At 32.7% G+C, this 24,545-nt stretch carries 28 protein-coding genes and 1 pseudogene; 17 read left to right on the top strand and 12 right to left on the bottom strand.

Annotated elements, in window-relative coordinates; translation table 11 throughout:
* The first annotated feature begins 147 nt into the window (after window positions 1-147).
* From AMO19_RS00660 to AMO19_RS00675, 4 genes and pseudogenes are all read left to right on the top strand, one after another.
* Window positions 148-354, top strand: coding sequence for a high light inducible protein (locus AMO19_RS00660; protein ID WP_011376777.1), 207 nt, complete (start codon window positions 148-150; stop codon window positions 352-354).
* On the top strand, window positions 354-614 hold the full coding sequence (locus AMO19_RS00665; RefSeq protein WP_002805301.1) for a chlorophyll a/b-binding protein: 261 nt from the start codon (window positions 354-356) through the stop codon (window positions 612-614). Before AMO19_RS00660 ends, AMO19_RS00665 begins: the two co-directional genes overlap by 1 nt.
* Window positions 615-632: 18 nt before the next feature.
* Window positions 633-770: pseudogene (locus AMO19_RS00670) on the top strand (chlorophyll a/b-binding protein); the annotation flags it as partial.
* Window position 771: 1 nt separating this feature from the next.
* Window positions 772-951 carry a hypothetical protein gene (locus AMO19_RS00675; RefSeq protein WP_075506908.1) on the top strand — a complete coding sequence of 60 codons (180 nt, stop codon included), beginning with the start codon at window positions 772-774 and terminating at the stop codon, window positions 949-951.
* A 791-nt stretch (window positions 952-1,742) separates the two neighbouring features.
* Here the strand turns inward: AMO19_RS00675 and AMO19_RS00690 are convergent.
* Entirely contained in the window at window positions 1,743-2,027 is a 285-nt protein-coding gene (locus tag AMO19_RS00690; RefSeq protein WP_075506911.1) for a cytochrome B, read from the bottom strand.
* A gap of 161 nt (window positions 2,028-2,188) precedes the next feature.
* Here AMO19_RS00690 and AMO19_RS08370 point away from each other — a divergent pair, with 161 nt between their 5' ends.
* Window positions 2,189-2,332, top strand: a complete 144-nt coding sequence (locus AMO19_RS08370) for a hypothetical protein (RefSeq protein WP_179850455.1) — start codon at window positions 2,189-2,191, stop codon at window positions 2,330-2,332.
* 166 nt (window positions 2,333-2,498) lie between these two features.
* On the opposite strand, the gene ychF is transcribed toward AMO19_RS08370, so the two are convergent.
* Window positions 2,499-3,590, bottom strand: a complete 1,092-nt coding sequence (ychF, locus tag AMO19_RS00695) for a redox-regulated ATPase YchF (protein WP_075506912.1) — start codon at window positions 3,588-3,590, stop codon at window positions 2,499-2,501.
* A gap of 144 nt (window positions 3,591-3,734) precedes the next feature.
* Between ychF and AMO19_RS00700 the strand changes: the two genes are divergently transcribed.
* The 5 genes from AMO19_RS00700 to AMO19_RS00720 all read left to right on the top strand — a co-directional run bounded on the left by AMO19_RS00700 (window position 3,735) and on the right by AMO19_RS00720 (window position 10,873).
* A complete protein-coding gene (locus AMO19_RS00700) occupies window positions 3,735-4,796 on the top strand; it encodes an efflux RND transporter periplasmic adaptor subunit (protein ID WP_075506913.1) in 1,062 nt (353 codons plus the stop codon).
* The gene (polA, locus tag AMO19_RS00705) at window positions 4,793-7,723 is read left to right on the top strand and encodes a DNA polymerase I (protein WP_075506914.1); all 2,931 of its coding nucleotides are present in this window, start codon (window positions 4,793-4,795) and stop codon (window positions 7,721-7,723) included. Before AMO19_RS00700 ends, polA begins: the two co-directional genes overlap by 4 nt.
* A 24-nt stretch (window positions 7,724-7,747) precedes the next feature.
* Entirely contained in the window at window positions 7,748-9,217 is a 1,470-nt protein-coding gene (gene cysS / locus AMO19_RS00710; RefSeq protein WP_075506915.1) for a cysteine--tRNA ligase, read from the top strand.
* Window positions 9,218-9,299: 82 nt separating this feature from the next.
* The gene (locus AMO19_RS00715) at window positions 9,300-10,529 is read left to right on the top strand and encodes a 1-deoxy-D-xylulose-5-phosphate reductoisomerase (RefSeq protein ID WP_075506916.1); all 1,230 of its coding nucleotides are present in this window, start codon (window positions 9,300-9,302) and stop codon (window positions 10,527-10,529) included.
* A gap of 2 nt (window positions 10,530-10,531) precedes the next feature.
* Window positions 10,532-10,873 carry a (2Fe-2S) ferredoxin domain-containing protein gene (locus AMO19_RS00720; protein ID WP_075506917.1) on the top strand — a complete coding sequence of 114 codons (342 nt, stop codon included), beginning with the start codon at window positions 10,532-10,534 and terminating at the stop codon, window positions 10,871-10,873.
* Here the strand turns inward: AMO19_RS00720 and AMO19_RS00725 are convergent.
* The 4 genes from AMO19_RS00725 to AMO19_RS00740 are packed head-to-tail and all read right to left on the bottom strand — an operon-like array spanning window position 10,863 to window position 14,819.
* A complete protein-coding gene (locus tag AMO19_RS00725; RefSeq protein ID WP_075506918.1) occupies window positions 10,863-11,954 on the bottom strand; it encodes an alpha/beta fold hydrolase in 1,092 nt (363 codons plus the stop codon). The two genes, AMO19_RS00720 and AMO19_RS00725, sit on opposite strands and share 11 nt — an antisense overlap.
* Window positions 11,935-13,374, bottom strand: coding sequence for an NAD(P)(+) transhydrogenase (Re/Si-specific) subunit beta (locus AMO19_RS00730; RefSeq protein WP_075506919.1), 1,440 nt, complete (start codon window positions 13,372-13,374; stop codon window positions 11,935-11,937). The genes AMO19_RS00725 and AMO19_RS00730 overlap by 20 nt, the downstream gene beginning before the upstream one ends.
* Before the next feature lie 8 nt (window positions 13,375-13,382).
* The gene (locus AMO19_RS00735) at window positions 13,383-13,676 is read right to left on the bottom strand and encodes an NAD(P) transhydrogenase subunit alpha (protein ID WP_011863273.1); all 294 of its coding nucleotides are present in this window, start codon (window positions 13,674-13,676) and stop codon (window positions 13,383-13,385) included.
* Window positions 13,677-13,688: 12 nt separating this feature from the next.
* A complete protein-coding gene (locus AMO19_RS00740) occupies window positions 13,689-14,819 on the bottom strand; it encodes a Re/Si-specific NAD(P)(+) transhydrogenase subunit alpha (protein ID WP_075506920.1) in 1,131 nt (376 codons plus the stop codon).
* Window positions 14,820-14,946: 127 nt separating this feature from the next.
* Here AMO19_RS00740 and AMO19_RS00745 point away from each other — a divergent pair, with 127 nt between their 5' ends.
* From AMO19_RS00745 to trxB, 3 genes are all read left to right on the top strand, one after another.
* Entirely contained in the window at window positions 14,947-15,525 is a 579-nt protein-coding gene (locus tag AMO19_RS00745; protein ID WP_025894761.1) for a hypothetical protein, read from the top strand.
* A gap of 154 nt (window positions 15,526-15,679) precedes the next feature.
* Entirely contained in the window at window positions 15,680-15,904 is a 225-nt protein-coding gene (locus AMO19_RS00750; RefSeq protein WP_075506921.1) for a hypothetical protein, read from the top strand.
* A 79-nt stretch (window positions 15,905-15,983) separates the two neighbouring features.
* Complete coding sequence (gene trxB, locus AMO19_RS00755; protein WP_075506922.1) at window positions 15,984-17,360, top strand: thioredoxin-disulfide reductase; 1,377 nt, start codon at window positions 15,984-15,986, stop codon at window positions 17,358-17,360.
* 9 nt (window positions 17,361-17,369) lie between these two features.
* Here the strand turns inward: trxB and infA are convergent, their stop codons facing one another.
* The 4 genes from infA to petM all read right to left on the bottom strand — a co-directional run bounded on the left by infA (window position 17,370) and on the right by petM (window position 19,111).
* Window positions 17,370-17,636 carry a translation initiation factor IF-1 gene (gene infA / locus AMO19_RS00760; protein ID WP_025928595.1) on the bottom strand — a complete coding sequence of 89 codons (267 nt, stop codon included), beginning with the start codon at window positions 17,634-17,636 and terminating at the stop codon, window positions 17,370-17,372.
* 91 nt (window positions 17,637-17,727) lie between these two features.
* Window positions 17,728-17,940 carry a hypothetical protein gene (locus AMO19_RS00765; RefSeq protein ID WP_002807551.1) on the bottom strand — a complete coding sequence of 71 codons (213 nt, stop codon included), beginning with the start codon at window positions 17,938-17,940 and terminating at the stop codon, window positions 17,728-17,730.
* Window positions 17,941-17,992: 52 nt separating this feature from the next.
* Window positions 17,993-18,955, bottom strand: coding sequence for an NAD(P)H-binding protein (locus AMO19_RS00770; protein ID WP_075506923.1), 963 nt, complete (start codon window positions 18,953-18,955; stop codon window positions 17,993-17,995).
* A 57-nt stretch (window positions 18,956-19,012) separates the two neighbouring features.
* Window positions 19,013-19,111, bottom strand: coding sequence for a cytochrome b6-f complex subunit PetM (petM, locus tag AMO19_RS00775; RefSeq protein ID WP_011132786.1), 99 nt, complete (start codon window positions 19,109-19,111; stop codon window positions 19,013-19,015).
* 93 nt (window positions 19,112-19,204) lie between these two features.
* Here petM and AMO19_RS00780 point away from each other — a divergent pair, with 93 nt between their 5' ends.
* Together AMO19_RS00780 and ilvN are read left to right on the top strand one after the other, a co-directional pair.
* Window positions 19,205-20,146, top strand: a complete 942-nt coding sequence (locus AMO19_RS00780; protein ID WP_075506924.1) for an alpha/beta fold hydrolase — start codon at window positions 19,205-19,207, stop codon at window positions 20,144-20,146.
* Between the two features lie 3 nt (window positions 20,147-20,149).
* Window positions 20,150-20,674: an acetolactate synthase small subunit gene (ilvN, locus tag AMO19_RS00785; RefSeq protein WP_075506925.1), complete on the top strand. Its 525-nt coding sequence runs from the start codon at window positions 20,150-20,152 to the stop codon at window positions 20,672-20,674.
* Here ilvN and AMO19_RS00790 read toward each other — a convergent pair.
* Together AMO19_RS00790 and AMO19_RS00795 are read right to left on the bottom strand one after the other, a co-directional pair.
* Window positions 20,671-21,276: a peptidylprolyl isomerase gene (locus tag AMO19_RS00790; RefSeq protein ID WP_075506926.1), complete on the bottom strand. Its 606-nt coding sequence runs from the start codon at window positions 21,274-21,276 to the stop codon at window positions 20,671-20,673. The genes ilvN and AMO19_RS00790 overlap by 4 nt on opposite strands.
* Before the next feature lie 47 nt (window positions 21,277-21,323).
* On the bottom strand, window positions 21,324-21,881 hold the full coding sequence (locus AMO19_RS00795) for a photosystem I assembly protein Ycf4 (RefSeq protein ID WP_075506927.1): 558 nt from the start codon (window positions 21,879-21,881) through the stop codon (window positions 21,324-21,326).
* 182 nt (window positions 21,882-22,063) lie between these two features.
* Between AMO19_RS00795 and psbD the strand changes: the two genes are divergently transcribed.
* On the top strand, window positions 22,064-23,140 hold the full coding sequence (gene psbD, locus AMO19_RS00800; RefSeq protein WP_002807316.1) for a photosystem II D2 protein (photosystem q(a) protein): 1,077 nt from the start codon (window positions 22,064-22,066) through the stop codon (window positions 23,138-23,140).
* Window positions 23,124-24,506: a photosystem II reaction center protein CP43 gene (gene psbC / locus AMO19_RS00805; protein WP_011818757.1), complete on the top strand. Its 1,383-nt coding sequence runs from the start codon at window positions 23,124-23,126 to the stop codon at window positions 24,504-24,506. Before psbD ends, psbC begins: the two co-directional genes overlap by 17 nt.
* Window positions 24,507-24,545 lie beyond the last annotated feature (39 nt).

Genomic DNA, 24,545 nt, shown 5'->3' on the forward strand with positions numbered 1-24,545 from the left:
GCAAGCCTAAAAAACAACAATTTAAAAGCATATGTCACTATTATGCTACATAAATGTAGCAAATATCTTGAAAATAACTTAATTTGAGCTTAATACTTTACATTTGTTAATAGTAGTGTTACATTAATTAACAATTACACAAATCCAATGGCTAATTCAAACGTCACTACTGAATCAGGCGGCAGACAGAATATGTTTCCTACTGAAACACGCCCTTACATAGATGAGTCTGTTTCATACGACAGCTATCCACAAAATGCAGAAAAAGTAAATGGTCGTTGGGCAATGATTGGCCTTGTTGCATTAGTAGGTGCTTATGTTTCAACTGGACAAATTATTCCTGGCATTTTTTAATGAGTCCACTTTCAGGTTTTTTAGCCGTAATTGTATTCTTTACAGCCATCCTCGTTGCTTATCTAACCAAGCAATTTCAAAACGAAAATTTAAACTATTCATCTTCTAATCAAATGAAAAACACAAACACAAAAGTCAAAACAATCGAAAAAGAAAAGGTTGTTGCTGAAACTCTTAACGGCAGATTTGCAATGCTTGGATTAATTGCTGCTGTTGGAGCATACCTAACAACAGGTCAAATAATTCCTGGTTTCGTTTAAAACTTACTATTTAATAATTCAAAAAAAATGGAAAATTCAAAACCAACTTATTGGCAAAACGCCGAAAGAACCAATGGAAGAATGGCAATGATGGGCTTATTTGCATTAGTTGTAAATTATGGCTTATTCGGCTGGATAATTCCAGGAATTTTTTAAAATGAACCTAGGCTTACTTTTTCTAAAAGTAAATACTTTAGGCGTCATAACTCTTTCTGAACTTGATTGGATAACTACCCATCAATCTGAGTTTTCAAGGCTAGATATGGCTTTAGTTATTAAAATTGGCCGTCTTATGGATTCAGGAGTAGTGGAAATTGATAATAGATTGCCTGTTTAATTTTTTTAAAATTGATCGTCATTAGTGTTTGTCAATAGGGATACTGACAAGCACTTTTTTTATGAGAAAAAATAATTGTAAAAAAAAAAGAGATTGTTTCTTAGCGAAAACAATCTCTCAATCACCTAATTCTTACATGAAAATTTCAAGTAAGCCCACAAATTTTAACTTATTTATTTTTATAGTAAATACGTAAAAATGCTTTTGTTATTTATCTTTTTAACCCACCTCTTTTTATCCATAGGAACCATGTAACCCAAACAGGAGGGAGGAATTTGATTAAAAAAGAAATTTTATATATATAAAATGGGGCATTTTCACTTTGAAATAAATTTATCAAAAAGGAAGATATAGTTACCCAAAGTAAAATTATTAATATATTTGCTCCCAACAAAGCGAACTTATTTTGTTTGAATATTTTTGGCATAAGGTAAATTTTTATCTTCTTAATTTTAAATAACCCCCGTATATAAATTATAAATTTTCAAAAAAACTTCAAATTTAAAATCCATATCCAAATAAAAAAAATGCTAAATTTTAATCCCTCTCCAAATAATATTCCAAAAGCAATAGGAGGAGAAAATATAAAAAAAAGAATAGAGAATAAACTAAAAAAAGCAAATAATCCTCTTAATATAAAATTCTTTCTTTTTGTTCTTCTTAGATTTTTTAAGGTATTCCACTCCCATTCAATAAACCTGTAGAATTTTTCTGATAATAAAAATAAATACTTCATTTAATATTATAAATTTATATCGGGCTTTTCCTATTTATAAAATTAATTTTTCCTGTTAGCAATAAACTTTATCCCCTTCTTCAGAAATATAGTAAATTCTATTTTCTGAACTTACGAAGAAAGTTAATCCCTTATATTGTGATCTTTTAAATTTATCTAATCTAAGTTTGTGTAAATCCCAATTATCAGTACTTATATCAGGATTAAAGTCTTGTTCTTCTAAGAAAGGTGCATAAGTTGGAATAATTGTTGTTTTTTGGGCTGACTTATTTTTTCGTTTTAAATAAAAAAATAATAGAAATAAAAGTACAAAAAAAAGAATTAATAATATATTTGTCATTGTCAATTTTTCTAATTTAAAAAACTTTATTTTGAAGAATCAAAAACTTTTCACAATAAATTTCTTAGTAAGTAAAAAATCCTATTTTTATATTCTTGTATTTTTGAATACTTATCAAGGGTTTACTTAAATCAGATTATAAAATGAGTCGCATTTTCAATATGACTCAAAATTCCATGAATACACCTTATGCAAAAAGAGTAGCTGAAAAATTTAGAGAGGCTCAAAACTATTTAAAAACTAATGGTTTTAGCAGATCTACTAAACATTTACTAGAAGATATTGAAAATTGTGTTGAAAAATAATGCCAATACCCCCTCACTTACCACAATTACAATATGGCTACGATGATGGCTTTACAACAATTGTTTTTGGGTTAATAGGAAGTTGCTTAGGATGTATCTTAATTTTATTAATTTCATTTTTTGAATTTAGATTCAAAAAGCAAAATAGTAAGCCTTAAGAGACTTACTAAACATTAAACAAGAACTCCATCACATCACCTTCGTTAACAATATATTCCTTACCTTCACTTCTTAAAAGACCTTTAGTTTTTGCATTGGCAATTGAACCTGATTCAATTAAATTTTGATACGAAATAGTCTGAGCTCTAATAAATCCTTTTTCAAAATCAGTATGAATGACTCCTGCTGCTTGTGGTGCAGTCATCCCATCTTTTATGGTCCATGCTTTTGTCTCCTTTTCTCCGGTAGTGAAATAAGTTTTTAATCCCAATAATTTATATGTTGATCTAATTAAAGAACTTAATCCCCCTTCTTCTACTCCTAAACCCATAAGATAGTCTTTTTTATCTTCTGGTTCTAACTCTATTAATTCAGATTCGACTTGCGCTGATATTTTTATACATTCTGTATTTTCATTACTTGCAAAACTCTGAACTTTTGATGAAAAATCATTACCTTCAGCTAAATCATTTTCATTCAAATTTGTTGCGTAAATAATTGGTTTAGCAGTAAGTAAGCCTAATTGCTTAATTATTAAATTTTCTTCTTCACTCAAAGATATTGATCTAACTGAAAGGCCTTTCTCTAGCTCTTTTTCAATTTTTTCTAGTAAGGTATCTTCTTTTGCTGCCTCTTTACTGGTTCTAACCTGTTTTTTAATTCTTTCTCTTCTTTTTTGGAGTTGAGATAAATCAGATAAATTCAATTCCAGATTAATTATCTCAATGTCATCCAAGGGATCTACCTTTCCAGAAACATGAATTACATCACTATCTTCAAAGCACCTTACAACATGAACTATTGCATCAACCTCCCTAATATTTGATAAAAATTTATTTCCCAAACCTTCGCCTTTACTAGCTCCTTTTACTAGTCCTGCGATATCTACAAATTCGATTTTTGTTGGGATAATATTTTGGCTAGAACTTAAATTACCTAACTCTTGCAACCTTTGATCTGGGACTGAAACTATGCCTTTATTAGGTTCTATAGTACAAAAGGGAAAATTAGCCGCTTGGGCCTTAGCATTTTCTATAAGTGCATTAAATAGAGTTGATTTCCCAACATTTGGTAATCCAATAATACCTGCTTTTAACATTTTAAAAAACTTACGGAAAATTTATCAAGAAAACATCTTCTAGTAATATAGTATTTACTTAACCAATCTTGGATAAGTTAATTATAATCGTCTTGATTATTTATTTAGTTCCTAAATATTCTCTACTTCTGCTTTTAAAAAGAAATGTTTGACTTAATAAAAAAAAATATAAACCCAAGAAGTGGAATAATATTGCTTTCTCTAGCTATATTTTTCGTTTTTATTACCAACTCCTTCAAGAAAAATAAGTCAAAAGATATTTCTGATTTTGTTGTTCAAGTTGAAAAAGGAATCCTCTCAGATTCAATTAATACTAGTGGTGAAGTTAAGGCAATAAGGACAAGCAATATTGGGCCTCGGAAGCAAGGCGTAATAAAAGAAATCAAAGTAGATGAGGGCGATCTTGTAAAAAAAGATCAGGTTTTAGCTTCTCTTGATTATGAAGATTTTATCTATAAAATTGAAGAACTTAAATTAAATGTAGAAAAACAAAAATCTGAATTTTTAAGAAGGGAATATTTATATCAAGAAGGTGCGGTAAGTAAAGAAGACTATGAAAGTTATAAAAATAACTACAACATTAGTAGCGCAAAACTTAATGATGCAAAAGCTGAAAAAAGTTTCTATCTAATTAAAGCTCCTTATGGAGGAAAGATAACTGCAAAATATGCTGAGATAGGATCTTATGTCACACCTAGTACAAACTTAATTTCAGACCCTAAAACCAAAAACTTTATTTTTGAACTATCAGAGGGCCTAGAAATTGTTGCTAAAGTTCCTGAGAGTGACATTGGCAGAATAAAAATAGGTCAAGAAGCCTCAGTAAGAATTGAGGCTTACCCCTCAAAAAAATATAGTGCCATAGTTAAAAAAATAGCTACAAGAGCTGTAAAAGATAATAATGTAACCTCATTCGAAGTAACTTTAAATTTTAGAGATATTTCTGAAGAAATCAAAATTGGAATGACTGCAGATCTTGAATTTAGAGTCGAAGGTAATGAAGAAAAAATCCTAGTTCCAACAGTTTCTATTGTCACAAAAAAAGGTGAAAAAGGAATTTTGAAAGTTGATAAAAACAATTCTCCCAAATTTGAAAAAATTGAAATTGGTATTAGTAGTGGGAATAAAACTTCAGTAATTGATGGATTAGAACCTGGAGAGCAAATCTTTATTGATATCCCACCTTGGGCTAAGAAGAGAAAATGAGTTTAAAACCTGAAAACTCTAAAAAACCAATTTTACTTTTAGTCGATGGCCACTCACTTGCTTTTAGAAGTTTCTATGCATTTAGCAAAGGGATTGATGGAGGTTTAACCACCAAAGAGGGATTCCCAACAAGTGTCACTTATGGATTTCTAAAAAGCCTTCTGGATAATTGTAAAAATATTAGTCCTGAGGGTGTTTGTATTACGTTTGATACAGAAAAACCTACTTTCAGACATGAATTAGATCCAAATTATAAGGCCAATAGAGATGTAGCACCAGATGTTTTTTTTCAGGATATTGAACAACTAGAAATCATTTTAGAAGAAAGCCTTAATTTACCAATTTTTAAATCTCCAGGATACGAAGCGGATGATCTCCTAGGCACAATTGCAAATGATGCCTCTTCTAAAGGATGGTGCGTGAATATTCTTTCTGGAGATAGGGACTTATTTCAATTAGTAGATGATCAAAAAGATATTTATGTACTTTATATGGGTGGTGGTCCATATGCGAAAAGTGGAAATCCAACTCTTATGAATGAAAATGGAGTAAAAGAAAAATTAGGTGTTGCGCCAGAAAGAGTAGTTGATCTCAAAGCCCTAACTGGTGATAGTTCTGATAATATTCCAGGGATTAAAGGGGTAGGTCCAAAAACGGCAATTAATCTACTAAAAGAGAACGACACGCTTGATGGAATCTATCAGGCTTTGGACAAGATTCAGCAGAACAATGATAAGAAATATAAAGGATTCATCAAAGGTTCAGTTATAGAAAAGCTCAGAAACGATAAACATAATGCTTTTCTATCCAGGGATTTAGCAAAAATAAATACTGAGGTGCCTTTAATTTTAAGTAACGGTTATGAATTAAAAAATATAAATCAAGAACTACTTTCAGAGTCACTGAAAAAATTAGAACTATCAACACTACTTAGACAAATTGATATTTTCAATTCAACTTTCAGCAAAGGTGGTTTTGAAAAAAATAATGTGGCTAAAGAGGAGGAGAAGGCACCAAAAGTCGCAGGCAATAATGAATTAGAAAATAGTGAAAATAAAATCCCTAAAATCAACGTAACAGTTGTAAATGATTTCAAATTACTTGATAAATTAATTCAAAGATTAGACAAGACTAATCAAATAGTTTCTTTAGATACAGAGACTAATAGTTTGAATCCAATCGATGCGGAACTTGTTGGGATAGGGTTGTGTCTTGGAGAAGAAAAAGATGATTTATTTTATATACCTCTTGGTCATCAAACAAAAAAGGAGACCTCCAATCAATTATCAATTGAAGATGTTTTCTCAAGGCTAAGAAATTGGATAGAAGATCCAAAAAAAGAAAAGGCACTCCAAAATTCTAAATTTGATAGGCAAATATTTTTTAATCATGGACTTGATCTTAAAGGCGTAACCTTTGACACCTTGTTAGCAGACTACCTTCTTAATAATCAGGAGAAACATGGGTTAAGTGAAATTAGTTTTAGATTATTTGGATTTAAGCCTCCTTCATTTAAGGAGACAGTTGGAAAAAATAAAGACTTTTCATTTGTTGATATTGATGAAGCAAGTATTTACTGCGGTTATGATGTTTTTCTAACTTTTAAGATTGTCAAAATTTTTAAAGAAAGTTTTTCAAAGGAAAAAGATGAATTAATCAAATTGTTCGAAAAAATCGAGATGCCTTTAGAGCCGGTATTGTCCCAAATGGAAATGAATGGCATAACCATCGATATCCCTTATTTGGATAAACTCTCAAAAGAATTAAAAAGTACTTTAGAAGATATTGAAAGTAAAGTTTATGAGTTAGCAGAGGAAAGTTTCAATCTATCTTCACCAAAACAACTTGGTGAGATCTTGTTTGAAAAATTAAATTTGGATAAGAAAAAATCACGGAAAACAAAAACAGGATGGAGTACAGATGCAGTAGTTCTGGAAAGATTAGTCGACGAACATGAAATAATCCAACATTTAATAAAACATAGAACTCTTAGCAAATTACTTAGCACCTATATTGATGCTCTTCCAAATCTTATTAACGAGAAGACAGGAAGAGTTCATACAAACTTTAATCAAGCTGCTACAGCGACTGGGAGACTAAGTAGTAGCAATCCTAATCTTCAAAATATCCCGGTTAGGACTGAATTTAGTAGGAGAATCAGAAAAGCATTCTTGCCTGAAAAAAATTGGAAACTTTTATCAGCTGATTATTCTCAGATCGAATTAAGAATACTCGCTCACTTAGCGGATGAAGAAATACTAATAAATGCATTTCATAAAAATGATGACATTCATTCTTTGACTGCGAGATTAATTTTTGAGAAAGAAGAAATTTCTTCTGATGAGAGGAGAGTTGGGAAAACAATAAATTTTGGAGTTATCTATGGTATGGGAATTAAAAAGTTTGCACGTTCTACAGGCGTAAGTACTCCAGAAGCAAAGGAATTCCTAATAAAATACAAAAAAAGATATTCAAAAATTTTCAAATTTCTTGAACTTCAAGAAAGGCTTGCCTTATCAAAAGGTTATGTAAAAACAATTTTTGGTAGAAAGAGAGAATTTAAATTTGATAAAAATGGACTTGGAAGATTAATAGGGAAAGATCCTTACGAAATTGACTTGCAATCTGCAAGAAGAGCTGGCATGGAAGCACAGTCATTAAGAGCCGCAGCAAATGCCCCAATTCAGGGTTCAAGTGCAGACATTATTAAAATTGCAATGGTTCAACTAAATAAGAAATTCATAGAAATGAATGTTCCCGCAAAAATGCTTTTACAAGTACATGATGAATTATTGTTTGAAGTTGAACCAGATTCTTTGGAAATTACGACGAAATTAGTAAAGAAGACTATGGAAGATTGTGTAAAATTAAATGTGCCTCTTTTAGTTGATATTGGTATTGGAGACAATTGGATGGAGACAAAATAAACCTTATGAAAAACTTAATTTAAGATGATCAAACTTTTTAATACTTTAAGCAAAAGAGTTGAGGTTTTTAAGCCTATCGATGATGTCGTTAAAATTTATTGTTGTGGAGTTACTGTTTATGATTTATGTCATCTTGGTCATGCCAGAAGTTATATAGCTTGGGATGTATTGAGAAGATTTTTAATTTACAGTAATTTCAAAGTGAAGTATGTTCAAAATTTTACAGATATTGATGACAAGATCTTAAAAAGAGCTAGAGAAGAAAGCAGTTCAATGAAGGAAGTATCTGAAAAAAATATTATTGAATTTCATAAAGATATGGATTCTTTAGGAATAATGCGTCCGGATAGTATGCCAAGAGCAACAAATCATATATGCAATATCTGCTCCTTCATAACAATCCTTGAGGACAAAGGTTATGCATACTCTAGGGATGGAGATGTTTATTATTCTGTTTTTAAAAATAAAAATTATGGAAAGCTAAGTAATCAAAATATACAAGAACAAAATATCAATCAGCAAGGAAGAATGGCTAATGATGAAAATAGTAAAAAACTAAATCCGCAAGATTTTGCACTATGGAAAAAAGCCAAAGATGATGAACCATTTTTTGATTCGCCATGGGGCAAAGGTAGGCCAGGATGGCATATTGAATGTTCGGCGATGGTTAAAGATGAATTAGGAGATACCATTGATATCCATTTAGGTGGTTCTGATTTAATTTTTCCCCATCATGAGAATGAAATCGCCCAATCAGAAGCAGCCAATGGCAAAAAGCTAGCGAACTATTGGTTACACAATGGGATGGTCAATGTAAATGGACAAAAGATGAGTAAATCCCTTAAAAATTTTAAAACTATTAGAGAGCTAATTAAGTCAGGTATAAGCCCTATGACTTTGAGATATTTTGTTATGACTGTGAATTATAGAAAACCACTTGATTTTACTGAAGAAGCTTTGAGGAGTGCTTCAGAAGCTTGGAAAAACATTAATGTGGCCCTTTCTTTTTTGGACCTTACAAAAGATGCTTTTAAATCTATTGATAAGAATGAATCTATCGAAGACGAATATAAAAAGAAAATAAGCTTTGAATTATCTCAAAAAAAGCTTAAATTTTCTGAGGCTCTTGGAAATGACCTTAATACAGCAGGTGCTATTGCAATTATTTACGATTTAGCAAAACCATTAAAAAACTTTTTAAACCAATTTCAAAGGGTCGAAGGTTTTAAAATAGACCTAAATGAAAAATTCTTTCTACTTGAGAATTTTAAAACTCTTGAAAAGTTGACTGAGGTACTTGGTCTTAAAAAAGAGGTTTTAGTAAAAGAAAGTAAAATAAAAAAAGAAGAAATATCAATTCTTATTAATGAAAGATTGAAAGCAAAAAAAGAACAGAATTATACGAAGGCCGATGAAATTAGGAATTTGTTAAAAGAAAAAGGTATTGAACTTATTGATCAACCAAAGGATATAACAACATGGATAAGGGTCTAAATTTTAAGAAAAAAACCAATTTGAAATTTTTGTTTTTTAAATACACCTTTAAATGGGAAGATATTAGAAATATCAGAGAAAATTGAAATACATTACTGTGCTCGGTTCTACTGGTTCAATTGGGACTCAAACTCTCGAAATAGCTAGTGAGCAGCCTGATAAGTTTAAAGCCGTAGCTCTCTCGGCAGGAAGAAATATTAATTTATTAACAGAACAAGTTAAAACACACAAACCAGAAGTAGTTGCGATTGAGGATGAAAATCTTATAGAAGATTTAAAAGATAATATTAATAACTTAAATTTGGATAGTGCTCCCTTGGTTTTGAGTGGAAAAGAGGGGATTAACGCTGTTGCAGCATGGGATAAGGCAGATACTGTGGTTACAGGCATAGTAGGATGTGCAGGCTTAATTCCAACAATGTCAGCAATTAATTCGGGGAAAAATATTGCACTTGCTAACAAAGAAACTTTAATTGCGGCAGGACCAATTGTTATTCCCGCATTAAAGAAAAATAATAGTAGGCTTTTACCTGCTGATTCTGAACACTCTGCTATCTTTCAATGTTTACAAGGATTACCCAATTATGAAAATGCAGATTTTTCAACAGGAGAGATACCTAAAGGTTTAAAAGCCATACACTTAACAGCTTCTGGTGGTGCTTTCAGAGATTGGGCCGTTGAGGATTTAAAGCATGTCACAGTGGAAGATGCAACTTCACATCCTAATTGGGATATGGGAAAAAAAATAACTGTAGATTCAGCAACTCTTATGAATAAAGGATTAGAAGTTATAGAAGCTCATTATTTATTTGGGACCTCTTACGAAAATATCGAAATAGTTATCCACCCTCAAAGTATTATTCATTCAATGATTGAGATGGAAGATTCTTCAGTATTAGCTCAATTAGGTTGGCCAGATATGAAACTACCTATTTTATATGCGATGAGTTGGCCTGAAAGATTTAAAACAAATTGGAAAAGATTAAACCTAAGTGAAATTGGGAAATTAACTTTTAGAGAGCCAGACGAGTTTAAATATCCATGCATGGGACTTGCTTATGCCGCAGGAAAATCTTCTGGGACGATGCCTGCAGTCTTAAATGCTGCTAATGAAATGGCTGTTGAAAAATTCCTTAAAGAAAAAATTTCTTTTCAAGAAATTCCAACATTTATAAGTAAAGCTTGTGAATCACATATGGAGAATTTGAATTTGAGTCCCGAATTGGAGGATATTCTTGAAGTAGACAATTGGGCCAGACTTTTTGTTGAGCAAGAAATTAAAAAAGGGAAAAAATACGTAAGTATTGGGTAAAAGTGAATATTAAAAAGCATCTTCTACTATGCGCAACACCCACAAAACAGAAATGCTTTAAAGGCAATGAAGGTCAAAAAACATGGGAATGCCTGAAAAAGACTTTAAAAAAATTTGAGAATGATCCCTGTACAAAAAACATTCATATATTAAGATCAAAAGCTGACTGTTTAAGGATATGTAAGAACGGCCCAATTCTTCTTGTGTGGCCTGATGGTATTTGGTACGAGAAAGTTTCTCCAGAAAAAATTTCAGAAATTTTTACCTCACATATTATTAACGGTAAGCCAATAGAAAAATGGATTTTTAAAAAAACACCATTTTTAAATAGTCCTAGATACTAATAAACCAGTTCTTTACTACTTCGTCTGACCAGCAGCCATTAATAGAGTGAAAACCATTATGACCTCCTTTTTCAGTTATAAAAATAGTAAATTTATCAATAAATTTTTCTCTTAAATTCAAAGTTGCATTATACGGAACCCAAGGATCATCCTTGGCATGAATAAAAAGCATTTGAGGTAATTTTTTTATTGAGTTTTGGATTCTAAATATTGGAGAAGCTTTAACATAATAATCTTCTAAAGAATCAAATCCCCAACTTGGAGCTGTAAATTTCTGATCAAATTCCCTTATACTTTTTAAAGCTTTAATTCTTTTTCTTAATTTCTCATTATTAAGAATTTTGCCTTCATCATTAAATCCGTCCCATAACTGATTTTTTAAGCGATGAAGTAACCATTTTTGGTAGATATAATTTCTAGATTTTTCAATACAGAGACTGCATGATAATAAATCTAAAGGGCTGCTCACACAGGCTAGGCCATCTAAAAGTTTTTCTCCTTTGTTTTCATCGTAATCTAAGCAGGCATTTAAAAGAATTGTTCCGCCTAAAGATAATCCAACTCCGTAAATTGGAAGATTATTCATCTTAAGGTGATCTTTAAACTCTAAATTAATGAATTTTTTAAAATAATTAATTGCTGAAATAACATCACTAGAGCATCTAGCACAATAATTTCCTTTAGCTAAATATCTCGCAGATCCAGATCCTCTTAGATTTAATTTAAGAACTCCAAAACCATTATTTGCTAATTTCCTAGAGATTCTTCTTAAACCAAACCGTTTAGTTGAGCCCCCTAAACCATGTGTAACGATTACAAAACCTCTAAGTGAGTCCAAGTTTTCAGGTAATTCTAAAAACCCTAGAAGATAATCACATTCAAATTTTTTAGAAAGAATTTTATTAATCGGAAACAATATTTTTTTATTTTTTTTTGATTTACCAAAATCAATAACAAAAGTATCTCTCAAAGTTTGTAAGTCGCCACCTATCCAAGGTAAAACTTCTCGAAATGGCTTATTTTTTACGTAATCTGAAAAAATAAAAGATATAGATGTACTATTATTTCTCCCCAACTCCAAGATCCTTTAATTCTCCAATCAAATCGTTCAATACCTTTTTTGCATCACCAAAGACCATTGAGGTATTTGGTAAATCAAATAAATCATTTTTTATTCCGGAGTAACCTGCACTCATTCCACGTTTAATTACAAATACCGTTCTTGCTTCCTGCACATCAAGAACTGGCATGCCATATAAAGGAGAAGAACTATCATTTTTAGCTTGAGGATTAACCACATCATTTGCTCCTAAAACTAAAACAACATCCGTTGCTGGAAAATCAGGATTTACAACGTCCATCTCTTTGAGTTGTTCGTAAGGAACATCTGCCTCTGCTAAAAGTACATTCATATGTCCAGGCATTCTCCCTGCTACAGGATGAATTGCGTAAACAACTTCAATACCATTTTGTTCTAGTTTTTTTGTCACTTCCCTTAAAGTATGTTGAGCTTGAGCTACCGCTAGACCATAACCAGGAACTATAATTACTTTGTTGGCTGCCTCTAAAGTCAATGCACATTCTTCAACACTGCAAGAAGTTATATTTGTATATTCTCCTGAACCAGAAGAGGTTGTACTTTGTGCAGATAAAGATCCTCCGAAAAGAACTGAGACCAATGATCTATTCATACCCTTGCACATTACTTGAGTAAGTATTAGGCCTGCTGCTCCAACCATTGCGCCTGCTACTATCAAAAGCTGACTATCTACAACGAAACCTGCTGCTGCTGCTGCAATCCCTGAATAGCTATTTAATAAAGATATAACGACTGGCATATCAGCTCCACCAATTGGTAAAGTAACTCCAATACCCAAGAAAGAAGAAACTATAACTAAAAGCCAAATAGAACTTGTATTGCCGTTTATCAAATCAAAAAAGGCTATCAAGGAAGCAACTGCAAAAACAATATTTACAAAATGTCTAACTTTGCTCTGAGTCCATCCTGGAGTTGACAACCAACCCTGTAACTTTGCCATCGCCACAATTGAACCTGTGAAAGTTATGGCACCAACAAATATAGAAACAGATATTGAAACTTCGTTAATCAGTGACTTAAAGAAATCAAAATTTTCTTGGCCACCAGATATAGGAAAAATAGCTACTCCTAAGGCCACTAAAAGTGATGACATTCCTCCACAACCATTGAACAATGCCACTGTTTCAGGCATGGAGGTCATAGGTACTTTTTTTGCAAGAATTGCTCCGAATAAACTACCTAAGATTGATCCAATTATTATCCAAATCCAAGACTGAATAGCAATTCCAGAAGTGCCTAAATAATAAAAAAGTAATCCTACTACTGATAGCGACATTGCAAGTGCAGCTAATCTATTGGCATCTCTTGCTGATTTTACTTTTGACAATCCTTTTATTCCCAATGCCAGTAAAAGTACTGCTACAAGGTCAATAACGAATTTAATGATTACAGGTAGATTCATGTTAAAAATTACTTCTTATTTGATGGTTTACGACTAAACATCGCGAGCATTCGATCAGTTACAAAGAAACCGCCCACAACGTTGAAAAGAGCAAATCCAAGAGAAACTGAACCAATGATTAAAAGTGGTACGTTACCTTCTGCTTTTACAATTAAAGTCAAAGCTGCAAGCATTGTTATTCCTGAAATTGCATTTGCTCCACTCATTAAAGGTGTGTGAAGAGTAGGAGGAACTTTTCCAATTAACTCGAGACCTAATAAACTACCAAGTAAAAGAACCCAAAGAAGACTTATAAAAGACATAATTTTAAAACCTCAATTTTCAAAAACTTTATTTTGAAGAACAACTCCTTCATCGCTTAATAAACATCCAGAAATGAGTTCATCCTCTTTATCTAATTTAATTACACCATCTTTTATAAATGGTGTAATCAAAGATGTTAAGTTCTTAGCATAAAGTGAACTTGCATCATAAGGAACTGAAGAGGGTAATTCGCCAGCTCCTATAAGTTTTACCCCATCTTTGATAATAGTTTCATTTGATTTTGTTCCTTCGCAGTTCCCTCCCTGAGAAACTGCTAAATCAATAACAACTGCTCCATGCCTCATTTTTTCAATCATGGGAGCGTCTATTAAAACAGGGGCCTTTTTACCTAGAACTTGCGCAGTACATATAGCAACATCAGCTTCAGACAAATATTTAGTTAAAGTAGCCTTCTGTTTTGAGAGAAATTCGGGTGTTACAGCTTTTGCATAACCTCCAGCTTCTCCAGGTTTTTCATCCACTTCAGGAAGTTCTATAAATCTTGCTCCGAGTGACTCTACTTGTTCTTTAACAGCAGGTCTAATATCAGATACAAATACTATTGCACCAAGTCTTTTTGCTGTAGCAACTGCCTGCAATCCAGCAACGCCACCACCAAGAACCACTACTTTGGCAGGTTGAACTGTGCCTGCTGCAGTCATAAGCATTGGGAAATATCTATCTAACTCACTTGCAGCTAAAAGAACTGCTTTATATCCAGCGATATTAGCCTGTGAAGAAAGAACATCAGAAGATTGTGCTCTACTAATCCTAGGAAGCAATTCTAGTGATAAAGCTGAAATCTTATTACTATTTATAATCTTGAGAAGCTCCTTATTACCATATGGGTTAAGAAGACCAAGAAGAATTGCACCTTTCTTTAACTTAGTTAAATTATCCTCTGATGGAGTTTGAACACAAAATATTAAGTCAGCTTCACCCCAAATTTTTTGATCTAGGTTGTTTATTATTGTTCCGCCCGATTCTTCATATGATAAGTCACTAAATCCTGATAATTTTCCTGCTGAACTTTCAATATAAACATCACATCCAAGGCTTTTTAATTTCTTTACCGCTTCTGGTGTAGCTGAAACTCTCCTTTCACCAGAGCTTGTTTCGGAAGGAATAAGTATCTTTGTCAATTTATTTATTTTTTTAACATACTAAATATAAATTGAAGAAAGTCAAAAGTCTTGGATTTTTGTTAAAAATATATTTTCTTTTCTATAAAAAATAGCTATCTAGAATATATAAGTACTAAATAATCCAATGAGTATAAAAGCAATCGAATGTCCTGATGGAGTGTGCCACAGTCATCATGGTGGTCATGCTGTTCCAAGGCAAGCTATGCAGAAAAATCTAGAAAAACATGGTAAAGACTGGTGCGAGAAATTAGCAGAGAGAATTTATGAAATGTCAGTTGATACTTATTCACAGACAGTCATGCCCAGTCTCCACTCGGCAGGTTGGCAAAGAAGACATTTAGATTGGGAATTTAAGCTGGCAGAAAATGATTCTGAACCTGATGAAGCTCTTGTTGAGGGAATTATTAATGCCACAGAAAGCTTTCTAAGGAGTAGTGAGGTTCATCGATTATTTATTCAAGAATTAGTTCAGGGTACATTCGAGGAAGCAAATGATAAAAAAATAATTTCTAAAGCAATAAAATCTATCATTGAAGAAGAAATTGTTAGTTCACTAAGAGAAAAGAAAGAAACTCTTTTAAAGAAAATATCCGCAAAATTAATATCAGAAGAAAAAGTTAGCGAGGAACTTGCAATAAATTCAGCTAAAGAGGGTTTTGAGGAAGTTGAAAGGCTACTTGCAAATCATAGCGAGGCAGTCTAGCTATATTTCTTTATAATTTCTTTATATTTAATCCAAAATTTAGCTCAAATATAAATTAAAGATTAAATTATTGTTTGGAAGTACAAAGTTGTAACTTATTAGACAATACATAAGCTGTTTGATGTGTTTACCTATATACAACTTTTAAGTTTCAATGGAAAATTTCATTAGAAAAAGGATCGATATTGCAACCTGTTGGGCTACCAACAGAATTTCTGCAATGGACACTTTAGAAAGGTATGAAGACAGTTATGCAATCGCAGAAGAATTTAGAGAGTGGATATTACATATTGGAGAAAAGAACGAAAATTTAAAAGATTCTGTTTTAAATTTCCCAAAGGAATTAAAAAGGTTATTAGACCAAAAAGTCAACGATTAAGTAATAAATCTATCGAGTGAAATCCGCCCTACACTATTTGGGTTTGTTTATTATTATTAGTAGTGAAATTAGAAAATAAATGGAAAATAAAGAGAAGATTTCAAACGTAGAAAATGTTGTGATTATAGGGTCGGGACCTGCTGGTTACACAGCTGCAATATATGCGGCTCGAGCAAATCTTCAACCATTACTTATAACGGGATTTAATTCTGGTGGAATTCCAGGTGGGCAATTAATGACTACAACATTTGTTGAAAATTATCCAGGTTTCCCAGATGGAGTACTGGGTCCTGAATTGATGGATCTAATGAAGGCTCAAGCAGAAAGATGGGGCACTAATTTATACGAAAGTGATGTAGTCTCAATTAATACCGATACACATCCCTTCGAATTAAAAACTTTAGAAGGAACTATAAAATCTAATTCAATTATTATTGCAACTGGAGCAAGTGCAAATAGATTGGGAGTGATAAATGAAGATAAATTTTGGAGTAAAGGAATAAGTGCTTGTGCAATATGTGATGGAGCCACCCCACAATTTAGAAATGAAGAATTAGCTGTTATTGGAGGGGGCGACTCAGCATGTGAAGAAGCAGCATATCTCACAAAGTATGGAAGCAAAGTGCATTTGATTGTTCGATCAGAAAAATTAAGGGCTAGCGCAGCAATGGTTGATAGAGTAAAAGCTAATTCAAAGATAGAAATCCATTGGAACACTAAAGTTGATAAAGCGGATGGTTCTGAATGGCTTGAGAGAATAGAAACTATTCACTCTAAAGAAGGTAAAGGGGAAATCAATATAAAGGGTCTTTTTTACGCGATAGGGCACACACCTAATACGAAGTTCTTAGGCAACAAAATTGATTTAGATAATAAAGGATATATTGCTTGCAAATCAGGAAGACCAGAAACATCTATTGAAGGAATCTTCGCAGCAGGTGACGTCGTCGATTCTGAGTGGAGACAAGGAGTTACTGCTGCAGGAACTGGGTGCATGGCAGCGTTAGCTACCGAAAGGTGGCTAGCCGAGAAAAACTTAGCAAAAACTATAGTAAGAGAAACACCCGAACCAGAAAAAAAACTTAATTCATCAGATTTTAATGAAGAAGAAGTTAATGAAGATACTTTCGATTCAAATTCTGAATGGCAAAAAGGCAGTTATGCATTAAGGAAACTTTATCACGAGAGTAAAAAACCTATCTTAGTAATTTTTAGTTCTCCAAGTTGCGGCCCATGTCATGTTTTGAAACCTCAGTTAAAAAGGGTAATTAAAGAACTTGATGGTGCAGTTCTTGGTGTTGAAATAGATATTGATAAAGATCAAGATATTGCAAGACAAGCTGGTATTAACGGCACACCAACAGTTCAACTTTTTAAAGAAAAATTATTAAAAAAACAATGGCAAGGTGTTAAACAAAGAAGTGAGTTTAAAGAAGTGATAAAAAATATTATCTAAAGTATCTTTTTATTTATTATTTCTCTTAGGGTTATTTTTATTAGTAGTAGGTTTAGCACCACCTGCATTTCTTTCTCTATAAGTTATCCTCCCTCTAGAGAGATCATAAGGACTTATCTCAACTAATACTTTGTCTCCAGCTAATAATTTAATTCTAAATTTAGTCAATTTGCCTGCAGCTCTACATAAACATTGATGTCCTTCAGGCTGTTCTAAGGTAACCAAATAAAATCCATTTCCCTGCTCTTTTTCTATTACACCTGAAGTTTCAATCATTAATTAATCTTTTACTAAATACATATTATCAGAAAAAGATTGGCCAAAATTGATTTAAGAAAATTACATACGTAAAAATATGAAATTCAATTCAAATAGAAAATTTAATTTCATTAATTATTTGAAGTTGACCATAGTAAAAATTAGCTTTTGCAATTTTTTCAGAATCTTCTAATTGATCAAAAAAAACAAACCCAAGGCTTTCCCATAATGAAGATCCGCAAACATTATTCAATTCATTTTTTGCTTCTTTTGCAAAATTATCTAGTTTTCGTTCAAGATTTTTAGACTTAGAAACAGACATAATCAATAGTATATATAGTACAAATATACTATATATGTCTAAAATTGCAATATTAGAAAGGTAATCTCTTTTTTTCTTCAATATTTAGATCTGCTTCCATTTCTCTTAATCTTTTAAGTATTTGTTGGTAGTACTCCTTTATGTAACTCTCTAGTGAGGTCATATCTTCTTTTTTAAGTTCCAATATTTCGTAAGTTTTACTCATGTCAGCATCTAATGATTCACCACTACTAGTTACTTCTGCAAAAGCCAATCTTTCAGCAACATTTAATGAATCTTGGAAAAAAGAAACTACTTTCTGAGTGACACTAATCAGAAAAGGTGAAACTCTAAAAATTTTTGCTTTCTTTTCGCTAAATTTTTCACATAAGGATATTACTTCGTTTGAATCCCATGCTTTAGGACCAACCAATGGCAAAGTTGTTCTATGAGTTTTTGGATTATTAATTGCTGCGATAATAACTTTTGCCATGTCTTGAGTATTCATGTAAGCGATTTTAGTTGGAGTTCCACTCATCCATACTGCTTGACTATCTAAAATTGGGATAGCGAATTGACCTATAATTCCTTGCATAAAAGCTGCACATTTAAAAATGGTATATTCTAGATCAGATTTCTCAAGAAGTTTTTCAGTGCAATATTTAATGTCCATTAATGGAACATTTCTAAATTTTTCTGTTAGAAGAATTGAAAGGAATATTACTCTTTTAACATTGAAAGATTCACAAGCATTGAACAAGTTAACTTTCCCATCCCAATCTATTTCATAAATACTTTTAGGATCATCTGGTTTACTGGTAGCTGCATCAATAACAACTTCAATATCTTGCAACGCATATTCAATATCAGAAGAATTTAATAAATTACCTTTTGTTAGTTCACATCCCCACTCTTGTAGAAAGGAAGCTTTTCTTGGGTTTCTTACAAAGCATCTAACTTCATGTCCATCTTCTATAGCTTGCTTTGCTATTTGTCTACCAAGTGTCCCTGTTGCTCCTACTAAAAGAATCTTCATATTTAAGATTTGCTTAACTTTTAGACCATAACTCAAATTGTGATGTATTCGTGAGAATCAATCTCCCTGAAACTTTAATAACAAAGCACCTCCAACCAATCCAATTGGTATCAGTATCCAAAAAACTGCTGCAATACTAAAAATTTCTTTTGCCATAGTAAAATTTAATGATTACTATAATTTACATTCAATATACATTTATTTGTTAAAAAAGTAGATAATGCAAATATCTTGAAAATTTTTAAGTAAATGAATAATAATTTTGCAGAAAATATAAACTTCCCTAATTACTGGAATTGGAATGGTTTTAAAATTTGTTGGAGTGTTATAGGCGAAAATAATGAAATTCCAATTATTTTTCTCCACGGATTTGGCGCCAATCGAAAACATTGGAGAAACAATTTAGATTATTTTGCGAAAAGGAATTTCGCCACATATTCTCTAGATTTAATAGGATTTGGAGATTCAGATCAGCCTGGGATTAGACAAATTGGGAAACTAGATAATGAGATTTGGTCTAATCAAGTGAGAGACTTTATTGAACAAGTGATAAGACCAAAGAATTCTGGGAAAGTAATTCTAATTGGCAATTCTCTTGGATCACTAGTTGCTTTAACTTGTGCAGTTTCATTAGAGGATCAGATTGCAAAAGTTATTGCATCCCCGCTGCCAGATCGAATTCAAGAAAATAAAAAGTCAATAACAAAAAAATCATCACTTATAAAATTTCAAAATAAATTCATAAGAATATTTTTTATATTTTTCCCTTTGGAGATTATTTTATTTTTTATAACCAAATTAGGAGTCATAAAACTGGGACTAAATTCTGCTTATTTCAAAAAAGATAATATTGATAGGGAACTAGTAGATTTGGTGACAAAACCAGTTTTAAGGAAAACTTCAGCTAGATCATTACGAGCAATGTGTATTGGGATGTCTTCAAGAGATGAAAAATTTCAAGCTTCTTACCTTTTGAGAAAACTTAGCGCCTCAAAAAAAGTTCCTTTTTTATTGATATGGGGAGAAAAAGATAATTTCATACCTTTGTTTATTGGTAAAAAGATTGCAAATTTCCATAGATGGGTAAAATTAAAAATAGTATCCAATTCAGGGCATTGTATCCATGATGAAGATCCTTCAGTATTCAATAAAATCTCTTATGAATGGATTAGGGATTTAAAAACCTTTTAAAATATGAAACATACACTATCAGTTCTTGTAGAAGATGAATCTGGAGCTTTGAGTAGAATCTCAGGTCTCTTTGCTAGAAGAGGATTCAACATAGACAGCCTTGCAGTGGGCCCTGCAGAATCTAAAGGGATTTCAAGGCTAACAATGGTAGTAGAGGGTGATGATGAAACTCTTCAACAAATGACGAAGCAACTTAATAAGTTATTTAATGTTCTTGGAGTTGTAGATTTTACTAATCTCGCAGCTGTTGAGAGGGAATTGATGTTACTAAAAGTTTCATCGAAAGAAGATACCAGGAGTAATATCCTTGATATAGTACAAATCTTCCGTGCAAAAGTTGTTGATGTATCAGATATGGCCTTAACTCTCGAGGTAGTTGGAGATCCTGGGAAGTTAGTTGCTCTTGAGAAATTACTTGAGCCATACGGCATCCTTGAAATAGCGAGGACTGGTAAGGTAGCTCTTAAGCGCTCTTCAGGAGTTAATACAGAAATGTTGAAAATAAACAAATATTCACTAGAACTTTAATTAGATATTAGGACTGCCTTGATGTAGTCTTCTTTATTGATTTTTTCGAGTACGTCAAAACCTTTAACAATCTTTCCAAAAATCGAATACCTTCCATCTAGTTCTGGGATCTTATTAGTTACAAAAAAAAATTCAGTAGATGAAGACTTTTTTTTACCGCTCTTAACCATAGCAATTGATCCACTGTCAAAAGTATTAACTAAATTTTCAGTTTCTTTAGGATTTTTTATTTGATAGTTATATCTTGGTCTTATTTCTTCTTTGAATTTTATTTCTAAAGGTATTGATGGACTCGTCTTATTCAGATTTTGTTTTCGTTCAATATAAAATTTATTTTCTGGATTAACACCACTATGTATAAAACTTATTTGTGGAAAATTTATTATTTTATAAAATTTTTGATTTACATAAATATTATTTTCTATGTTTTCTAGAAAGTTTGATACTGTAACTGGATAATCTTTCCCAAATAATTCAACCTCAAAATCTCCTTTTGAAGTTTTAAAATTAACTAATTTATTAATCTGAGTGCAACTAAATTTAAGTTTTTGGCAGTAATAATTTGAATCAATCTTATTTTTATAACTACAAGCTTGAACCAAAAATAAGACCAGTATATAAGAAAATGTTTTTAAAAAATATTTTTTTTTTATTTTAGGCCCTCCAAATTAACGTCTAAAAATTTAGCTAATCGAGCTCCTTCTTCTTCAACTTGAAGAAGTGGTTTAAGTTCACCCGCTCCGCTTAAAGGGAGAGGTTTTTTTCTACCTTTTAACACTAAAGCAATTCTTCTTCTAGGATTAAATCCCTCACTTATATCCAACTTAACAGATTTAATTTCATCGAAATTTAATTTAACTTCAACATCTTTAAATAATCCTTTTCTTTTTATTTCTACAGATTTTGAGGATTTATCAAAATAATTACTTCCTGAACCAAAGTTTATATAAACCATATACCACAAGTAAAAATTCAATAAATTAGCTATTATTCCATAGGCTCCCATTATTATTCCTTGAGGGATAAACAATAAAGTTGAGGGGTTTCCTAAAGGTAATAAATCCCTTCCTGTGTAGCTAGAAATAGAGGCCAAAAGAAAACCAATACCTCCTATAGTTAGCATTCCTCCAATAATGTAATTTGAAATTTTTCTTGATCCACCAATTTTTTGTTCGATTTTATCGAAAGACGAGAGGTCTGAATTCATTTTTATCTTTTTTTAGAGCCTAATTCAGATAATTTAACAAACTAAGGGAGTATTCTTACCTAATTTTTAATAAAAAAGTCAGGAAAGCTTTACAAGGCATTTCAGATATACAAATATTTCCCCACATTACTCTCAATCTTTGTTACAGTCACTGCGTATCCCGAAGCTAAAAACGATTTCTCATGACGATCGCAGTTGGTAGCGCCCCACAGAGAGGATGGTTTGATGTCCTCGATGATTGGTTGAAGCGTGACCGCTTTGTATTTATTGGTTGGTCCGGACTACTCCTTCTTCCTTGTGCATATCTTGCTATAGGTGGATGGTTCGTCGGAACAACATTTGTTACCTCTTGGTACACACACGGAGTTGCAAGCTCATACCTTGAAGGTTGTAACTTTTTAACAGCAGCTGTAAGCACCCCTGGTGATGCCATGGGACACAGTCTTCTATTTTTATGGGGTCCTGAAGCCCAAGGTAGTTTCGTAAGATGGCTACAACTTGGTGGACTTTGGAATTTCGTTGCATTACATGGAGTATTTGGCCTTATTGGTTTTATGCTTCGTCAGTTTGAAATTGCTGGCCTTGTTGGAATTAGACCATACAACGCTTTAGCATTCTCAGCAGTAATTGCAGTATTCACAAGTATTTTCCTTATCTACCCTTTAGGACAGCATAGTTGGTTCTTTGCTCCTTCATTCGGTGTTGCAGCAATCTTCCGTTATATCCTGTTCATTCAAGGTTTTCACAATATTACTTTAAATCCATTTCACATGATGGGTGTTGCTGGAATTCTTGGTGGTGCTCTACTTTGCGCTATCCATGGAGCTACAGTACAAAACACATTGTATGAAGATACAAGTATTTATACAGATGGCAAGGTTCAAAGTTCAACATTTAGAGCTTTTGACCCAACTCAAGAAGAAGAAACTTATTCAATGATTACAGCGAATAGATTCTGGAGTCAAATCTTCGGTATTGCTTTCTCAAACAAGCGTTTCTTACATTTCTTGATGCTTTTTGTACCTGTTATGGGTATGTGGACATCATCAATTGGTATTGTCGGCTTAGCACTAAATTTAAGAGCTTATGATTTCGTAAGCCAAGAAATCCGTGCAGCAGAAGATCCAGAATTTGAAACTTTCTATACAAAAAATATACTTTTGAACGAAGGTATGCGAGCATGGATGTCTTCTGTGGATCAACCACACGAAAACTTTGTATTCCCTGAGGAGGTTCTTCCACGTGGAAACGCCCTTTAATAATTTATTAAGAGCTCCAAACCAAAGTATTGAGGAAACTGGTTATGCCTGGTATGTAGGTAATGCTAGATTAATCAATTTATCTGGACGTTTATTAGGAGCTCACATTGCTCACTCTGGACTAATAGTCTTTTGGGCGGGAGCAATGATGCTCTTTGAGGTTAATCATTTTACTTTTGATAAACCAATGTGGGAGCAAGGTTTAATCTGTATGCCACACGTCGCAATGTTTGGCTATGGAATAGGCCCAGGTGGTGAAGTTACTGATATCATGCCTTTCTTCCAAGCAGGCGTGGTTCATTTGATAGCTTCCGCTGTACTTGGTTTTGGTGGTATTTACCATTCATTAGCAGGTCCAGAAAAACTTGAAGAAGATTTTCCATTTTTCTCAACCGATTGGAGAGATAAAAATCAAATGACAAATATCCTTGGATATCATTTGATTGTTCTAGGTGTTGGCGCACTAGCATGGTCAGTAAACTGGTGTTTTATTGGCGGTGCATACGACACATGGGCACCTGGTGGTGGTGAAGTCAGACTTGTAAACCCAACTTTAGATCCAAGAGTTATTCTTGGTTATCTATTCAGATCTCCATGGGGAGGAGCTGGTTCAATAATCGGTGTTAACTCCATTGAAGATATTGTTGGTGGACATGTTTACGTGGGTATTACTGCAATTATTGGAGGAATATTCCATATCTTTACCAAACCTTTTGGATGGGCAAGAAGAGCTTTTATCTGGAATGGTGAAGGATTATTAAGTTACGCTCTTGGTGGAATTTGTGTAGCAAGCTTTATTGCATCAACATTCATCTGGTTCAACAACACTGCTTACCCTTCAGAGTTTTATGGCCCAACAAATGCTGAAGCTTCACAAGCTCAAAGCTTTACTTTCCTAGTGAGAGATCAAAGAATTGGAGCTAACGTAGGCTCAACAATGGGACCAACAGGTCTAGGTAAGTATCTCATGAGATCTCCTACTGGTGAAATTATATTTGGTGGTGAAACAATGAGATTTTGGGATTTCAGAGGGCCATGGTTAGAGCCTCTAAGAGGACCTAATGGTTTGAGCCTTGAGAAAATTCAAAATGATATTCAGCCTTGGCAGGTAAGAAGAGCAGCTGAATATATGACTCATGCTCCAAACGCTTCTATCAACTCTGTTGGTGGAATCATTACAGAGCCTAATGCTGTTAACTTCGTTAATTTAAGACAATGGTTAGCTGCAGCTCAATTCTTCCTAGGATGGTTTACATTCATTGGTCATCTTTGGCATGCTGGACGTGCTAGAGCAGCCGCTGCTGGTTTCGAAAAAGGAATCGACAGAAAGAGTGAACCAGCTCTAGAAATGCCTGATTTAGATTAATTTCTATCTCAATAAAAAAACCCTATCTAAAGATAGGGT

Source organism: Prochlorococcus marinus (assembly GCF_001180245.1).
GTDB lineage: Bacteria > Cyanobacteriota > Cyanobacteriia > PCC-6307 > Cyanobiaceae > Prochlorococcus_A > Prochlorococcus_A marinus_F.

Excerpts from the sequence above, each read along its gene's own strand:
- AMO19_RS00745 (WP_025894761.1), top strand. The coding sequence starts at position 14,947 with ATGAGTATAAAAGCAATCGAATGTCCTGATGGAGTGTGCCACAGTCAT.
- AMO19_RS00780 (WP_075506924.1), top strand. The coding sequence starts at position 19,205 with ATGAATAATAATTTTGCAGAAAATATAAACTTCCCTAATTACTGGAAT.
- psbD (WP_002807316.1), top strand. The coding sequence starts at position 22,064 with ATGACGATCGCAGTTGGTAGCGCCCCACAGAGAGGATGGTTTGATGTC.
- AMO19_RS00690 (WP_075506911.1), bottom strand. The coding sequence starts at position 2,027 with ATGACAAATATATTATTAATTCTTTTTTTTGTACTTTTATTTCTATTA.
- ilvN (WP_075506925.1), top strand. The coding sequence starts at position 20,150 with ATGAAACATACACTATCAGTTCTTGTAGAAGATGAATCTGGAGCTTTG.
- AMO19_RS00700 (WP_075506913.1), top strand. The coding sequence starts at position 3,735 with ATGTTTGACTTAATAAAAAAAAATATAAACCCAAGAAGTGGAATAATA.
- petM (WP_011132786.1), bottom strand. The coding sequence starts at position 19,111 with ATGGCAAAAGAAATTTTTAGTATTGCAGCAGTTTTTTGGATACTGATA.
- AMO19_RS00675 (WP_075506908.1), top strand. The coding sequence starts at position 772 with ATGAACCTAGGCTTACTTTTTCTAAAAGTAAATACTTTAGGCGTCATA.
- AMO19_RS00735 (WP_011863273.1), bottom strand. The coding sequence starts at position 13,676 with ATGTCTTTTATAAGTCTTCTTTGGGTTCTTTTACTTGGTAGTTTATTA.
- AMO19_RS00795 (WP_075506927.1), bottom strand. The coding sequence starts at position 21,881 with ATGAATTCAGACCTCTCGTCTTTCGATAAAATCGAACAAAAAATTGGT.
- cysS (WP_075506915.1), top strand. The coding sequence starts at position 7,748 with ATGATCAAACTTTTTAATACTTTAAGCAAAAGAGTTGAGGTTTTTAAG.
- AMO19_RS00765 (WP_002807551.1), bottom strand. The coding sequence starts at position 17,940 with ATGTCTGTTTCTAAGTCTAAAAATCTTGAACGAAAACTAGATAATTTT.
- AMO19_RS00730 (WP_075506919.1), bottom strand. The coding sequence starts at position 13,374 with ATGAATCTACCTGTAATCATTAAATTCGTTATTGACCTTGTAGCAGTA.
- ychF (WP_075506912.1), bottom strand. The coding sequence starts at position 3,590 with ATGTTAAAAGCAGGTATTATTGGATTACCAAATGTTGGGAAATCAACT.
- AMO19_RS00665 (WP_002805301.1), top strand. The coding sequence starts at position 354 with ATGAGTCCACTTTCAGGTTTTTTAGCCGTAATTGTATTCTTTACAGCC.
- AMO19_RS00750 (WP_075506921.1), top strand. The coding sequence starts at position 15,680 with ATGGAAAATTTCATTAGAAAAAGGATCGATATTGCAACCTGTTGGGCT.
- polA (WP_075506914.1), top strand. The coding sequence starts at position 4,793 with ATGAGTTTAAAACCTGAAAACTCTAAAAAACCAATTTTACTTTTAGTC.
- trxB (WP_075506922.1), top strand. The coding sequence starts at position 15,984 with ATGGAAAATAAAGAGAAGATTTCAAACGTAGAAAATGTTGTGATTATA.
- AMO19_RS00660 (WP_011376777.1), top strand. The coding sequence starts at position 148 with ATGGCTAATTCAAACGTCACTACTGAATCAGGCGGCAGACAGAATATG.
- infA (WP_025928595.1), bottom strand. The coding sequence starts at position 17,636 with ATGATTGAAACTTCAGGTGTAATAGAAAAAGAGCAGGGAAATGGATTT.
- AMO19_RS00770 (WP_075506923.1), bottom strand. The coding sequence starts at position 18,955 with ATGAAGATTCTTTTAGTAGGAGCAACAGGGACACTTGGTAGACAAATA.
- AMO19_RS08370 (WP_179850455.1), top strand. The coding sequence starts at position 2,189 with ATGACTCAAAATTCCATGAATACACCTTATGCAAAAAGAGTAGCTGAA.